The following is a 13,243-nucleotide window of genomic DNA, read 5'->3' on the forward strand; positions in this document are numbered from 1 at the left end:
CGTCGCGCGGTGCAGAAAGGATTACACCGATGAACAAGTCGATACGCGTCACAACGCTCACGGGCACGGCGCTGGCCCTGGCGGTCACCACCGTCCTGACCGCCTGCGGCGGGGGGAACTCCTCCGCCTCCGGTACCACGTCCGACGGGACCCCGACCGCCACCCCCCCGGTGGCGGTCAGGGATCCGCTGGTCGCCACCTTCGACGGCGGTCTGTACATCCTCGACGGAAAGAGCCTCAAGCTCGCCAAGACCATCGACCTGCCCGGCTTCAACCGGATCAACCCCGCGGGCGACCAGGACCACGTCGTCGTGTCCACCGACAGCGGGTTCCGCGTCCTGAACGCCACCGACCAGGCCCTCACCTACATCGAGTACCAGGGCCCCAAGCCCGGCCACGTAGTACGCCACGCCGGAAAGACCGTGCTCTTCACCGACGGCACCGGAGAGGTCAACGTCTTCGACCCCGCCGATCTGAGCAGTGGCAAGAACCCGGAAGGCCGCACCTACACCTCCGCCGAAGCACACCACGGTGTCGCCATCGAACTGGCCAATGGCGAACTCCTCACCACCTTGGGCACCGAGGAGAAGCGCACCGGCGCGCTGGTGCTGGACGCGAACAACAAGGAGATCGCGCGCAACGAGAACTGTCCCGGCGTCCATGGCGAGGCGGCAGCCAAGAACGAGGCCGTCGGACTCGGCTGCGAGGACGGCATCCTGATCTACAAGGACGGCAGGTTCACCAAGATCGACGCCCCCGACGACTACGGCCGCATCGGCAACCAGGCCGGCAGCGACGCCTCGCCGGTCCTGCTGGGCGACTACAAGACCGACCCCGAGGCCGAGCTGGAGCGGCCCACCCGCGTCTCCCTCATCGACACCGAGAAGAAGCAGCTGCGCCTCGTCGACCTGGGCGTGAGCTACTCCTTCCGTTCGCTGGGCCGTGGTCCGCACGGCGAGGCCCTGGTCCTGGGCACCGACGGTGCCCTGCACGTCATCGATCCGACCACCGGCAGGATCGAGAAGAAGATCCCGGTCGTGGGCGAGTGGCGGGAGCCGCTGGACTGGCAGCAGGCCCGGCCCACCCTGTTCGTCCGCGGGCACGTCGCGTACGTCTCCGAGCCCGGCAAGAAGGCGCTCCACGCCGTCGATGTGGAGACGGGGAAGAAGATCACCTCTGTCACCCTGCCGGAGAGCACCAATGAACTGTCGGGCGTCGTCGCCGGACACTGACGGCGCGACATGCCCTCGCCACAGCGGCCCGCCGCGGGCCGCTGTGGCCGCCCTCCACCTTGACGATGTGCGCCTCGCCGTCACCACGCCCGGTGGCGGCGACCCGGCCGGACCTCGTGGGACGGGCGGTGGCCCTCCTCTGCGAGGCGTGCGGGGCGGCCGGGTCCCCAGCGGGTACGGGATCAGCCGTGCTTCGTCCGCCGGTACCCTCGACACCGCGTGGCCGCGGCAGAGTTAGCTGGTCAGCCCGGTGGGCTCGCGGAAGAGGGCCGGTGCGGCGAGGAACCGCCACGTTCGCTGCGGATTCGCCCACGGGACGGCGGTCGCCGTGCCTCTGGCGACGGGGCCCCTCGCATGCGCACCGGTGGCCCAGGCCGGCGAGGCTGCCGGTTCCCGGCTCGCCCACCGTCCTCGCCCCTTCCGGTTGCTCACTTCTGCTGCAAGGCCTGGCGCATCCAGTGGAGGCGCTCCAGGGAGCGGCGGCGCATCCACAGGACCCAGAAGCACAGCGCGACCATGCCGGCGGCGAACACAAGAGGGAGGACGAGGGACCCGCTGACGGCGAGGTCGCCCTCATCGGCGCCGAGTTGGACCGCCTCCTGGGCCTCGACGAACAACAGACCCTCGACCTGGTATCCACCGCCACCGGCATGGCCGGCACCCTGTGGCAGATGGCCACCCCGGGCCCCCGCCTCCGCGAGCTCTACACCACCGACCCCCGGCTCGGCCACGCCGTCGTCGAGGTGGAACCTCGCCTGCGCCGCATACTCACCGCGTTCCTCACCGGAACGAGAGCCTGACCGCCCGCTCAGGACTCGCGCGGGCAACGCGGATCCCGTCACAGGGCCGGGTCGACCCGCCCACCGGCCGCCCTCGCCCATATCGCCCAGTGAGGGTGACGGAGCCCTTCATGCCCGAGGCGCTGTTCGACTCCCAACTCGCCACGCTGTCGAACCCGGACGAACGAGGAATCGGGCTGGACGCCGCGTCAGCACCGTCCGTCACCCCCCGAACAGCCCTGGAACAGGCATCACCGGCTCCGCCACCCGAACGTTTCCTCACGCATCCGCTGTGAACCGTGCCAAACCAAAAATAATGATCAGGTCGAGCGCCATCACGCTGATCGACCACAGTGGGTAATAGGGGATGAACATGAACTGGGTCACCAGACTGACCGCAGCCGCCGTCACACCGGCCGGACGGCGCCAACTCATACCGCGGAGCATCCCCACCCCCACGATCACCAGCGCGACGCCGACGACAAGATGGATCCAGCCCCAACTGGTGAGGTCGAACCGGTACTCGTAGTCCGGGGCACCCCGTAGAGGCGGTCCTTCGCGATGCCCGCGACGCCCTGAAGGATGGTGAGCACGCCGCTGAGGAGCAACGGCACTGCGAAGTACCTCATTGGCCCGGCCTCGTGGCGCTCACCTTGTGTGTCTTCGGTCCTCTGCCGTGCTCCGTGAGGCATGTCCACCATGACGTGTCAACCCTTCGTATCGGCGCGGCCGTCACCGAGCGCCTCACACGCGGGCGGGACAGCGGGCGTATCCATCACGGTCACAGCATCACGCGGAAGCAACCCCGCGGCGACCGCACCGGGGCATACGGGTCTGTGCCGACGCCTCGCGTCCGTGGGCGCCTGCTTCAGTCGACCAGACGCAGGCTCACTCGCCAAGCGAAACGCTCAGGCGTAGTCGCTCAGTCTCACGCTTTCGTCCACGGTCCGAAAGCTCGACCGGACGCTGGATGCCGGTGAAGCGAACCTCGTCCAGGCTGCAGCCGCCGCGGCCACCGTCCTGGAGGGCCACCTCCTTCAAGATTTCACGCAGCCGTGCGCGGGCACTGCCGGCCGCCCGGCGGCCGGCAGTGTGGCCAGGGGGAAGGGATGGACATCCGGTCGCCGGGCAGCGAGCGGGCTCGAACCGATGTGTTCGCCCGGGCAGTGGTACGTGCCGAGCCCGGATTCCCGAGTCGAACCCGCCCGCCGCAGTCGCACGGTGTTTGACAGTGACGAACGCATATGCCCTGAGCGCGTGACCTCCCGATGCCGTACGCGTTGGAATGGTGGTCACGCAACCTCTCCCCCCGCACGGGGGCGTGATCATGGGCGAGGGCCCGGGGAGCCGGCCCCCCCCGGCCACGGGCCCTCACCTCCTCGGTCACAGTCGACGCCGTGGTGGACATCGGAAGGCACCCGGCCCGGCAGCGGACGCCGGTGGTTCCCGAAGCCCGGCCCGACGGGCGCAGAAGCTCCTCACGGAAGACTGCGGGGCCTCCTCCAGACCGCTCGCCAACGACTCGGCGGACCGATCGTGCCGGGCTGGGGACAGCCTGAGCCTTCACTCGACGGCCGGGATGCGCCCCACATCGCCGACTGCGACTGGTTCACCGTCTTCCAACTCGCGCCCTGGGCATCTGGTCGGTGCCGGGGCTACGCCGGCTCCGGTACCGACACGACGTCCTCGACGGCTGTTTGACCGGCACCGGTCCGCGCACATCATCATGACGACATCACGCAGTGATGGCCAGTAGCGGTCGCTTCTCACCGGCTCGAGCACGGAAGGAGCGCCATCTCCCGGGCTTCTCGACCGCCGTGGCGATCTGTCGTTGCTGCTGGGCCGTGACGTGGGTGACGCGGCGGCTGCGTATCTTGCCGCGGTCGGAGATGAACTTTCGCAGCAGGTCGGTGTTCTTGTAGTCGATCTAGGTGATCCCGGCCGCCTCCAGCGTGCTGGGGCGGGACTTCAGCGGCTTGCGGGGGCCTTGGCAGGGGGCCATGGTGCTCCTTCTGTGTCGGGGCGGATGGGGCCGGTTCTACGTGACGGGGTCGAGGAGGGAGCCGAATGCGGCCGGGAGTTCTTTCCAGGCTTCGGGTCCCGCCGTGTACTCGGCGTCGGTGAGCAGGCAGGACTCCAGCACCCGCGCGAGTCCGTCACGGTCCAGGCCGGGGGAGGTGAAGACGAGGTGCTGGCAACGGTCGTCGTGCTCGGGGTGCCAGTCGAGTGCGGCGGCCGCTCGGCGTACGGGCGGGACCGCCTCCCAGGCGGCGTCCGGCAGTGAGGCGAGCCACGGACCGGCGCTCTCCACGCACAGCGCTCCGCCGGCGGCGTCCCAGGCGAGCAGGGTGTCCGGGTGGTCGGCGAGCCAGAACCTTCCGCGGCTGCGGACTGCGGCGCAGCAGAGGTCTTCCAGCGCCTGGTAGAGGCGTTCGGGATGGAACGGGCGGTGCCGACGCCAGACGATGGTGGTGACGCCTGCCTCGTCGGCCTCCTGGGGGAGCAGCCGCACAGGCCGGATGCTGGGCGGCGGCGGCCGCCTCCACGTCGAATCCTGCGAAGGCCAGCCGGGCGAGCTCTGCGGAGTCGGCGCTCACCCGACGGGCGGTGGGGTGGAGTTGGGTGAGAAGCGCACGGTCCTCGTCGTCGGCGTCCTCGCTCTCCACGACGGCGAGGACGGGGGCGTACTCCAGTTGCCTGGCCCAGGTGTCGCCGACCGTGCGCTGGTCGCCGGCCGCGGCCGCGAGGCCCGCCTCGGCCAGGTCGTCGCCCTTGCCGAGGCAGGGCAGGACGAGGGCGGGATCGACCGCCGTGATCACGTTGGTGAGCCGGACCCCGTCAGCACCGTGCTGGAGGACCACCTCGGCCATTCCCCTGGGTTCGACCGAGTCCCACAGCTCGACGACGGCGAGCCGGGTGATGCCGGCATCGGCGAGCCGATCCAACTCGGGGACCAGGTCCTCGCGCAGCGCGCAGCATGCGCAGTCGTTGACCAGCGGGGCCTCTTCTCGGGACAACTCACCCGAAGCGTCGCGCACCTGGCGCAGAACGGTGCCGTCGGCCGCACTGGACAGGTCGTGATGGAGGGCGACGCTGTGGGGCACCAGGTGCAGGAGGCGCTCCACGACCTTGCGGCGTGCCTGGGAGCGGAGCCCGGCGACGATGACGACAGGGAGTCCGGTACCGCCGCGCATCAGCTGACTCCGCGTCGACCGTACCGGCGCTCGAAGCGCTCGACCGGGCTTCGGCAACACCATCTCCCACTCGCATCGGCGCACTTCGCGCCGCTTCGACCGCCCAACATTCAGCGCAAGCGCTACTGGCTGCCCAGCGAGGGGCGGCATGTCCGGCTGACGCTCAGCGCGAAGGCGATCAAGACCGTCGACAGCATCGGCATCGAGGCTGCGATGGCCCGCATCCGCGCCCGAGGGGAGAAGGTCTGATGGCCAAGAAGAGCAAGATCGCGCAGAACGAGAAGCGCAAGGCGACGGTCGAGCGGTACGCGGCCCGCCGGGCGGAGCTGAAGGAGATCATCCGCAGGCCGTCCTCCACCGACGCCGAACGCCGGGCCGCAGCGGAAGAACTGCGGCGCCAGCCCCGCAACGCGAGCGCGACCCGAGTGCGTAACCGGGACAGGGTGGACGGGCGACCACGCGGTCACCTCCGGAAGTTCGGCCTGTCGCGCGTCCGCGTGCGGGAACAGGCCCACGCCGGCTTCCTGCCCGGGGTCACCAAGTCCTCCTGATAATCACTCCGTCCGCGCGACGGGCGACGGTCCGGCCATGACTCGGTGAAGTCATGGCCGGATCTCCGGCTGAGCGTTCCCTGCGGATGCGCGAACCCGCACCCCCGGCACTCGTCGCAGGGCCCTGGACTCTCGGGCGCGAGGGCCCTAAGCGCCCTACTCGTCGAGCTCGGCGCGTACTCGGCGCGAGGGGCTGAAGGTGTAGAGGCCGAGGATGCCGGGCGGATCGGTGACGCCCGGGCCGCCGCTCGCGACCCAGGCGGCGATGTCAGCGGCGGCGTCCCGGTCGTTGACCAGGCCGAGCCAGGCGGGCCGGCCGCCGGCCCTGCGGCCGGTGGCGGAGGGCTGGATGACGATGACGTTGGCGCGCTCGCATGCGCCGAGGCAGTCGGTCACCCGCACCCTTGCCGCCCCGCCCACGGCCTGCCGCAGGACACGCAGTTGTGCGGCGTGATCGAGTCCGGGGATCTTCGGTGTTCCGCAGCAGCAGCCGCGGCATACCGTGACCGTGGGCCGTTCTGCTCCCGCCCCGGCTCCGGGGGCGGGGACGCGACGGCGGGAGCGCTTGCTCACTCGGCGCCCCGTCGGGCCGGGTTGGTCCAGGCGGCTTCGCGCAGCAGACGCAGGCCGTTGAGACCGACGATGACGGTGGAGCCCTCGTGCCCGGCGACGCCGAGCGGCAGCGGCAGGGTGGCGATGAGGTCCCAGACCACCAGCGTGGTGATGAAGACGCTGGCGATGACGAGATTCTGGACGACCAGGCGGCGGGCGGTTCGCGAGAGGGCGACGACGGTGGGGATGGCGGCGAGTTCGTCGCGGACGACGACGGCGTCGGCGGTTTCCAGGGCGAGGTCGGAGCCGGCCTTGCCCATGGCGATGCCGGTGTGCGCGGCGGCCAGGGCGGGCGCGTCGTTGACGCCGTCGCCGACCACCAGCACCTTGCGGCCTTCGCCTTCCCACTTCTGTACGGCGGCGGCCTTGTCCTGCGGGAGCAGCCCGGCGCGGATGTCGGTGATGCCAACTTGGGCGGCGAGGTGGCGGGCGGCGCATTCGTTGTCGCCGGTCAGCAGGACCGGACTTCGGCCGGTCAGCTTGGTGAGTGCAGTGACGGTGGAGGCGGCGTCCGGCCGTAGCCGGTCGGCGATGCCGATCACCCCGACCGGGCTGTTGTCGCGCAGGACGAGGACCGCGGTCTGTCCGGTCCCCTCCAGCTCCGCCACCGCCGCAGACACGGGCCCGGGGGCGGCCGGAAGGCGGGAGGGCGATCCGACCTGGACGGTGCGACCTGCGACGGTGGCGCTCACGCCCTGTCCGGGGGTGGAGGTGAAGTCGAGCGCCTCGGGCAGCGGCAGGCGGCGTTCGCGGGCGGCGTCGACGACCGCGCGGGCGAGCGGGTGCTCGCTGAGGTGCTCGGTGGCGGCCGCCAGTGCGAGCAGACCGTCTTCGTCCAGCCGGGAGCCGGGCAGGGGACGGATATCGGTGACGCGGGGCGTGCCCTCGGTCAGGGTGCCGGTCTTGTCGAGGGCGACCGCGTCGACCTGGCCCAGGCGCTCCATCACGACGGCGGACTTGGCCAGGACGCCGTGGCGGCCGGCGTTGGCGATGGCGGACAGCAGCGGCGGCATGGTGGACAGCACGACTGCGCAGGGAGAGGCCACGATCATGAATGTCATCGCGCGGAGCAGGGCGGGCTGGAGAGCGGAGCCGAAGGCGAGCGGGATCGCGAAGACGGCGAGGGTCGCGATGACCATGCCGATCGAGTACCGCTGCTCGATCTTCTCGATGAACAGCTGGGTGGGGGCCTTGGTCTCGGAGGCTTCCTCGACCATCTTCACGATCCGGGCGATGACCGAGTCCGCCGGATCCCGCTCGACGCGCACGCGCAGGGCGCCGGTGCCGTTGACCGTGCCGGCGAACACCTCGTCCCCGGCCTGCTTGGCGACGGGCAGGGGCTCGCCGGTGATGGTGGCCTGGTCGACGTCGCTCGCGCCGTCCAGGACCTGGCCGTCGGCGCCGACCCGCTCGCCGGGCCGCACCAGGATGACGTCGCCGACCTTCAGGTCCTTGGCGGCGACGGTTTCCTCGCCGCCGGGCACCAGCCTGGTCGCCGTCGTCGGCGTGAGGTCGAGCAGCCCCCGCACGGAGTCCGCCGTGCGGGCGGTCGCCACCGCCTCCAGGGCGCCGGAGGTCGCGAAGATCACGATCAGCAGCGCCCCGTCCAGGACCTGCCCGATGGCCGCGGCGCCGAGAGCGGCCACCACCATCAGCAGATCCACGTCCAAAGTCTTGCCCTTCAGGGCCTTCAGGCCCTCCCACCCGGGCTCCCAGCCGCCTGTGACGTAGGTAGCAGCGAACAGCGGACCCCACAGCCACGCAGGAGCGCCGAGCAGGTTGAGCGGGAGGGCGATCAGGAACAGGACCAGCGAGGCCAGTGCCCACCGGGCCTCCGGCAGTGTCAGCACCCGGGGGCGCCGCGGGGGCGGAGCCGGGCGCGGCCCGGCCGCCGTCGGCGCGGGCCGCTGGTCCAGGACAGAAGGCATGACAAAGCAACCCTTCGCGGGTGGACGGGGCAACACGTCCACCATACATGAATGCCTGAACAGGTCTTCAGGTGTTGTGGGTATGATGTCCGCATGGGCCACGGAACCGACACCAGCAGCGCCACCACCCGAGAGCGCCTCGACGCCGTCGGCGCCGCCGACGTCGCCGCCGCCCTCCAGGCCCTCGCCACACCCTCGCGGCTCTACATCCTGGCCCGTCTGCAGGAAGGCGCCTGTTCGGTGAGCGACCTCGCGGAGGCCGTCGGCATGGAAGCCTCCGCCTGCTCCCATCAGCTCCGCCTGCTACGCAACCTCGGACTGGTGACCGGCGAGCGTCACGGACGCTCGATCGTCTACGCCCTGCACGACAACCACGTCGCCGAGCTCCTCGACCAGGCCCTGTACCACGTCGAGCACCTGCGCCTGGGTGTCCGCGACATCCCCGCCGCCCCGGCCGAGCCCGCCGTCGCCGACTGATACGCCGGGTCGCTACCGGGGCAGTTCCTGTCAGTTGCCTGCCTGGTGGGCTTCGAAGCGTGGTGCCGGAGAGGCCGACGGGCGCCCTGCGGTCTGACGACTGCATGAGGTATACGTGCAGAGCCGCACCGTTCAGGGGGTTGCCGCAGGGCTCAAGCGGCATGGCTGCCCAGCCCGGCGCCTGGGGATGATGCCTGAGCCGTCAGTTTCAGCCGATCCGGCGATGACCTATGGGCCCATGCGGTCACGGTTGGTGCCGACTCGTAAGCTGCCGCCATGAGTGAGATCCAGACCCCGACGCCCCGCGATGCCTTCGAGCTGCTGCTGGCCGGTAATCAGCGCTTCGTCTCGGGCACATCCGAGCACCCGAACCAAGACGCCGCCCGCCGCGCCGAGACCGCACCGTCCCAGCAGCCTTTCGCCGTGCTGTTCGGATGTTCCGACTCCCGGCTGGCCGCCGAAATCATCTTCGACCGAGGGCTGGGCGACCTGTTCGTGGTGCGCACCGCCGGCCACGTCATGGGTCCGGAGGTGCTGGGCAGTATCGAGTTCGGCGTGGAGGTGCTCGGCTGCCCGCTGGTCGTGATCCTCGGGCATGACTCGTGCGGCGCGGTCGGCGCGGCGTGCGCTGCGCTGGAGGACGGCATGACGCCGGCCGGGTACGTCCGGGACGTCGTCGAGCGGGTGACCCCCAGCGTGCTGGCCGCCCGGGCCGCCGGACGGGTCGAGCCGGAGGAGGTCCTCGCCGAGCACGTAAGGCACACCGCCGACCTGTTGCTGGACCGCTCCCGGGTCCTGGCCGACAAGGTCGCCGTCGGCCGGACCGCTGTGGTGGGCCTGCGCTACCGCCTGGCCGACGGCACCGCGGAGCTCGTCGCCTCCCACGGTCTCCAAGCGGCGGGGATCGCCGTGTCCTGACCGCTCAACGGGACGTGCCGTCGCGTCGCGGGGCGCGCTGACGGCACTCCTGGGCAAGAATGCACAGGTGCAGCCACTGCCGGTCCCTGCCCCGCTCACCTTGTCCCGGACGCCACCGGTACGGATGCCTTCCACGACGCCTACCGCACTGCCATGGCGCACAACGCTGTATTCGTCGCCATCGAAGCCGAGGGTCAGCACTGGACCGTGAAGGCGGACACCCTCACCGCCGGCCCCGGCCGCGGGGTCACCGATGCCGTCAACGATGCCATCCGGACTGCGATCCTCCGGCTGGTTGACGCCCGCGAGGTCGATTTCGGCGCCTACACGGGACCCGTCTATTTCATGATGCATGGCCTGCGGGACGAAGAACGAGCTCGCGAACTCGCCGCCGCACTCCATGCTGCCCTGCACGAAGACCTGGAACCCCTGTCCCGTGCCGTCCCCCCTGCATCGAGCCTCAGGTGACAGCCGCCAACGTCTCCCGCATGGCGTCGATGCTGCTCACACCGTGGACCGGGGCCCCGCGGCACGGCGGAGTCGGTTGGCGATCGCCAGTCCCAGCCCTTCCTCCACCGGCAGGGAGGCGACGATGAGATCACATCCCCGCTGGTCGAGTTCGCGTAGGAACCCGTACAGCCCCCGCGCGTAGGCGGCCATAGAGGCGGGCACCGCCACCATGGCGTGCGCCTTCACCGGGACGTCGGAGAGGGTGGGCGGAAGAAGGACGCCGACGTGGTGCCCCGACTCCTGCGCGAGCTCGGCTTCGGCGAGGACCTTCTCCGGCTCCACGACGACGACCCGGGCGCGCGGTGCGTAATGGGAGGGATGCTGACCGGGCACCCGAATGTGGCTGGTCGCGGGGAGCGCGAGCGGACGCCCCGACGTTGCTTCGAGGTCCTCGCGCGTCACGCCGCCGGGCCGCAGAATGCTCGGGGTCTCGCCGGTGGCGTCGACGATGGACGACTCGACGCCGACCTCGCAAGGGCCGCCGTCCAGCACGAAGTCAACGGCATCACCCAGCTCGGCACGGACGTGGTCCGCCGTGGTGGGGCTGACCGAGCCGAAGCGGTTGGCTGACGGTGCCGTGACACCGCCGCCGAAGGCCGACAGCAGCGCGAGGGCGACGGGATGGTCGGGTACGCGAACGGCCACTGTCTCCAGGCCACCCGTCGCTTCGAGGGGCACGCGGTGACCGCGCCGCAGGACCAGCGTGAGCGGTCCCGGCCAGAAGCGTTCGGCCAGCAGGCGCGCCGCCGGGGGCACGTCCTCGACCCAGTCGTCCAGATGGCCCGCGTCGCCGATGTGGACGATCAGGGGGTGGGAGGGCGGGCGCCCCTTGACCTGGAAGATGCGTGAGACAGCGGTGGGATCCTCGGCGTTGGCGCCCAGACCGTAAACGGTCTCGGTGGGGAGGGCCACCAGGCCGCCGGCGCGCAGCACCTCGGCCGCCTTCTCGATGTCACTGGTTCTTGCCATCACTCTCGCGATACTCCCACCGCTCCGCTCGTAGAGAGGCCACGTCCTGCCTGCGGGCTGCTCCCGGCAAGATCCGCGCGAAGACGGACCCGGTTGCCGCCCCCCCCCACGAGTTGCTCGTGGTGCTCTTGCGCTCTCTCGACAGCAGCAGGCTGGAGCGCCCACCACCCCGGCAGCCGCAGACTGGCGTCGCGCAAGGGAGGGCCACTGTGTCATCGAGACCTTCTTGCAGGCAGCTCATGAGTTACCCACGGAAACCCTTTCGCCGCGACCTGCCCTGCGCCACCATGAGCCGTCATACCCGCCGGTACGTCAGGTCTGGACGCGGGGTCGTACGGTTGCAAGGGGAGGCGGCGGGATGGCTCGGGCCGACGGCGACAGGGATCGTGGCGAGGCGGAGTCCGGTCACGGGAACCACGAGGGCGCGTCCGACGCGCGGCTTGCCGAGGTGCTGCGCGCTGATACGGTCACGGCGTATCCGGCGCTCCAGGAACTGCGCGCCCGTCATCATCCGCATGTCCTCGCCTACGCCAGGCTGTGCACTCCCAACGAGTCCATGGCACGGCAGCTGGCGGCCCAGGCGTTCACGCTGGCGGCCCGTCGGACCGCCCGCGGAATCGACTCGGGACTGCCCTGGCGCCACCAACTCCTCCTGCTGGTCGCCCGGTTGGCCGGGTCCTGGGCGAGGGACGGTCGGGCAGCCGGCCTGGACGCGGGGCTGTTGCTCGTCCTGAACTCGGTCGGCCCCTCCGGCCCCGTGGTCCCCATGCTCGCGGCGTTTCAGTCCTTGTCCTCCCGTACTCAGGGCCTCATCTGGTACGGGATCGTCGAGCGGGAGCCTGCGGAAAAGACGGCCGTCCTCCTCGGTCTGACCCGGGAGGACGTCACTTACGGTACAGACGCGGCTCTGCAGCAGCTGGCCCGTGCCTGCCTGCGCGCCCGCCTCACCGCCTCCGAGGACCCGGACTGCCCCGACTTCGGCCGCCTCATCGAGGAGTCCATTCGGCCGGACAGCCCTCGTGACAGCGCCGATCTGCAGGCCCACATGACGCATTGCCCGCACTGCACGACGGCATACGAGGAGCTGGCGGCCCTGCGGGACGCACCGCGCACGGCGCTGGCGGAGGGGCTGCTTCCATGGGGCGGCACGGGGTACGCGGCGGGGGGCCCGGTCGAGCGGGCGGCCGGTGACACCGGCGTGTGGTGGGCCGGGTCCGGCCCTGCCGGACCCGGCAGGGAATCGGAGGACGGGGAACGGGCACCGGATCGCCGGCGCACCGTGCTGGTGTCGGCGGTGCTGGGGGCGGCCCTGCTGGTGACGGTGTTCCTGGTGGCGCAGGGCCGATCACCGTCGCCTGACCCGGCGGGCTCGGCGAACACTCAGGTGAGTACACCGCCGGTGGCGGTGACGGTGACGGCTACGGTGTCCAAGACGCCGTCGTCGGTCTCAACCTCACCGTCACCCTCGCCGTCGCGGACCTCGAAGCCGCCCTCCCCGACAAGGAGTCCGTCACCGACGAAGACGGCGAGCCCGAAACCGCCGCCCTCCTCCACGCGCCCGCTCTCCGGTTCGTTCGTGCAGGTGGTGAACGTCGCTTCGGGCCTGTGTCTGGATGTGAGCGGCGCCTTCTCCAACGGAAGCGATGTGATCACGGCCCCCTGCTCGTCGTCACGTACCCAGCGCTGGCGCGTCGACGACGACCGCGGGTTGCTCCAGTCGGCCGCCGGGCCCGACTTTTGCCTGGACAGCCGGGGAGCGACGCACCGCGGCGTCGGGATCTGGGAGTGCGACTCGGTGGAGGGCCGCAACGGCCGGAACCTGATGTTCGTGGTGGACGAGGACGGGCTGATCCGCCCGGTCATCGCCTTCGGTACGGCCGTCACCCCGGACGGCGGAGCTGGGGACGGGCTGTCACTGGAGTCGGCGGGCGGAGGCACCGGGCAGCGGTGGCGGGCGGGGGCCGCCTGATCGGATCTCGCGCCCGTTGCGCTGCTGGATCTGCCCCAGCGGGCGCCGGGTGAGAGGCGGCCGATGCCGTCTCGGCGCAGAGTTCCGCGACGGTGGCCGTTGCC

At 70.9% G+C, this 13,243-nt stretch carries 12 protein-coding genes and 4 pseudogenes; 9 read left to right on the forward strand and 7 right to left on the reverse strand.

Going from position 1 to position 13,243, the window contains the following annotated elements:
- Positions 1-29: 29 nt before the first annotated feature.
- Positions 30-1,232 (forward strand): zinc metallochaperone AztD, encoded by a 1,203-nt coding sequence (gene aztD / locus ACQY0Z_RS30890; RefSeq protein ID WP_028960446.1) that lies wholly within the window; start codon positions 30-32, stop codon positions 1,230-1,232.
- A gap of 428 nt (positions 1,233-1,660) precedes the next feature.
- On the opposite strand, the gene ACQY0Z_RS30895 is transcribed toward aztD, so the two are convergent.
- Positions 1,661-1,849 carry a hypothetical protein gene (locus ACQY0Z_RS30895; protein WP_019523834.1) on the reverse strand — a complete coding sequence of 63 codons (189 nt, stop codon included), beginning with the start codon at positions 1,847-1,849 and terminating at the stop codon, positions 1,661-1,663.
- On the opposite strand from ACQY0Z_RS30895, the pseudogene ACQY0Z_RS30900 reads away from it, so the two are divergent.
- Positions 1,796-2,032, forward strand: a pseudogene (locus ACQY0Z_RS30900) (TetR/AcrR family transcriptional regulator); the annotation flags it as partial. The gene ACQY0Z_RS30895 and the pseudogene ACQY0Z_RS30900 overlap by 54 nt on opposite strands.
- Positions 2,033-2,142: 110 nt before the next feature.
- Entirely contained in the window at positions 2,143-2,307 is a 165-nt protein-coding gene (locus ACQY0Z_RS30905) for a hypothetical protein (protein WP_158688205.1), read from the forward strand.
- Here the strand turns inward: ACQY0Z_RS30905 and ACQY0Z_RS30910 are convergent.
- The 3 genes and pseudogenes from ACQY0Z_RS30910 to ACQY0Z_RS30920 form a co-directional block, all read right to left on the reverse strand.
- Positions 2,291-2,503 (reverse strand): DUF7144 family membrane protein, encoded by a 213-nt coding sequence (locus ACQY0Z_RS30910; protein WP_428837878.1) that lies wholly within the window; start codon positions 2,501-2,503, stop codon positions 2,291-2,293. The two genes, ACQY0Z_RS30905 and ACQY0Z_RS30910, sit on opposite strands and share 17 nt — an antisense overlap.
- A 1,274-nt stretch (positions 2,504-3,777) precedes the next feature.
- Positions 3,778-4,013 (reverse strand): annotated as a pseudogene (gene rpsR / locus ACQY0Z_RS30915) (30S ribosomal protein S18).
- A 36-nt stretch (positions 4,014-4,049) separates the two neighbouring features.
- Positions 4,050-5,205 (reverse strand): annotated as a pseudogene (locus ACQY0Z_RS30920) (CobW family GTP-binding protein).
- A gap of 61 nt (positions 5,206-5,266) precedes the next feature.
- Here ACQY0Z_RS30920 and rpmB point away from each other — a divergent pair.
- Positions 5,267-5,454 (forward strand): annotated as a pseudogene (rpmB, locus tag ACQY0Z_RS30925) (50S ribosomal protein L28).
- Positions 5,454-5,756, forward strand: a complete 303-nt coding sequence (rpsN, locus tag ACQY0Z_RS30930; protein ID WP_019523839.1) for a 30S ribosomal protein S14 — start codon at positions 5,454-5,456, stop codon at positions 5,754-5,756. The pseudogene rpmB and the gene rpsN overlap by 1 nt, the downstream one beginning before the upstream one ends.
- Positions 5,757-5,912: 156 nt before the next feature.
- Here the strand turns inward: rpsN and ACQY0Z_RS30935 are convergent, their stop codons facing one another.
- Positions 5,913-6,329 (reverse strand): hypothetical protein, encoded by a 417-nt coding sequence (locus tag ACQY0Z_RS30935; protein WP_028960447.1) that lies wholly within the window; start codon positions 6,327-6,329, stop codon positions 5,913-5,915.
- A complete protein-coding gene (locus tag ACQY0Z_RS30940) occupies positions 6,326-8,296 on the reverse strand; it encodes a heavy metal translocating P-type ATPase (protein ID WP_210634976.1) in 1,971 nt (656 codons plus the stop codon). The genes ACQY0Z_RS30935 and ACQY0Z_RS30940 overlap by 4 nt, the downstream gene beginning before the upstream one ends.
- Before the next feature lie 93 nt (positions 8,297-8,389).
- Here ACQY0Z_RS30940 and ACQY0Z_RS30945 point away from each other — a divergent pair, with 93 nt between their 5' ends.
- From ACQY0Z_RS30945 to ACQY0Z_RS30955, 3 genes are all read left to right on the forward strand, one after another.
- The gene (locus ACQY0Z_RS30945; RefSeq protein WP_028960448.1) at positions 8,390-8,773 is read left to right on the forward strand and encodes an ArsR/SmtB family transcription factor; all 384 of its coding nucleotides are present in this window, start codon (positions 8,390-8,392) and stop codon (positions 8,771-8,773) included.
- 276 nt (positions 8,774-9,049) lie between these two features.
- Positions 9,050-9,691, forward strand: a complete 642-nt coding sequence (locus tag ACQY0Z_RS30950; protein WP_019523843.1) for a carbonic anhydrase — start codon at positions 9,050-9,052, stop codon at positions 9,689-9,691.
- Positions 9,692-9,844: 153 nt separating this feature from the next.
- The gene (locus ACQY0Z_RS30955) at positions 9,845-10,159 is read left to right on the forward strand and encodes a hypothetical protein (RefSeq protein WP_234008091.1); all 315 of its coding nucleotides are present in this window, start codon (positions 9,845-9,847) and stop codon (positions 10,157-10,159) included.
- A gap of 36 nt (positions 10,160-10,195) precedes the next feature.
- On the opposite strand, the gene ACQY0Z_RS30960 is transcribed toward ACQY0Z_RS30955, so the two are convergent.
- A complete protein-coding gene (locus tag ACQY0Z_RS30960) occupies positions 10,196-11,170 on the reverse strand; it encodes an L-threonylcarbamoyladenylate synthase (RefSeq protein ID WP_381726456.1) in 975 nt (324 codons plus the stop codon).
- A gap of 358 nt (positions 11,171-11,528) precedes the next feature.
- Here ACQY0Z_RS30960 and ACQY0Z_RS30965 point away from each other — a divergent pair, with 358 nt between their 5' ends.
- Complete coding sequence (locus ACQY0Z_RS30965) at positions 11,529-13,139, forward strand: ricin-type beta-trefoil lectin domain protein (RefSeq protein WP_439813174.1); 1,611 nt, start codon at positions 11,529-11,531, stop codon at positions 13,137-13,139.
- Positions 13,140-13,243: the final 104 nt, after the last annotated feature.

Source organism: Streptomyces sp. P9-2 (assembly GCF_051903975.1).
Lineage (GTDB): Bacteria > Actinomycetota > Actinomycetes > Streptomycetales > Streptomycetaceae > Streptomyces > Streptomyces cellulosae.

What these genes read in the sequence shown, in the direction of transcription:
- ACQY0Z_RS30960 (WP_381726456.1), bottom strand. Translation starts at nt 11,170, where the DNA reads ATGGCAAGAACCAGTGACATCGAGAAGGCGGCCGAGGTGCTGCGCGCC.
- ACQY0Z_RS30945 (WP_028960448.1), top strand. Translation starts at nt 8,390, where the DNA reads ATGGGCCACGGAACCGACACCAGCAGCGCCACCACCCGAGAGCGCCTC.
- ACQY0Z_RS30965 (WP_439813174.1), top strand. Translation starts at nt 11,529, where the DNA reads ATGGCTCGGGCCGACGGCGACAGGGATCGTGGCGAGGCGGAGTCCGGT.
- ACQY0Z_RS30905 (WP_158688205.1), top strand. Translation starts at nt 2,143, where the DNA reads ATGCCCGAGGCGCTGTTCGACTCCCAACTCGCCACGCTGTCGAACCCG.
- ACQY0Z_RS30940 (WP_210634976.1), bottom strand. Translation starts at nt 8,296, where the DNA reads ATGCCTTCTGTCCTGGACCAGCGGCCCGCGCCGACGGCGGCCGGGCCG.
- aztD (WP_028960446.1), top strand. Translation starts at nt 30, where the DNA reads ATGAACAAGTCGATACGCGTCACAACGCTCACGGGCACGGCGCTGGCC.
- ACQY0Z_RS30950 (WP_019523843.1), top strand. Translation starts at nt 9,050, where the DNA reads ATGAGTGAGATCCAGACCCCGACGCCCCGCGATGCCTTCGAGCTGCTG.
- rpsN (WP_019523839.1), top strand. Translation starts at nt 5,454, where the DNA reads ATGGCCAAGAAGAGCAAGATCGCGCAGAACGAGAAGCGCAAGGCGACG.
- ACQY0Z_RS30955 (WP_234008091.1), top strand. Translation starts at nt 9,845, where the DNA reads ATGGCGCACAACGCTGTATTCGTCGCCATCGAAGCCGAGGGTCAGCAC.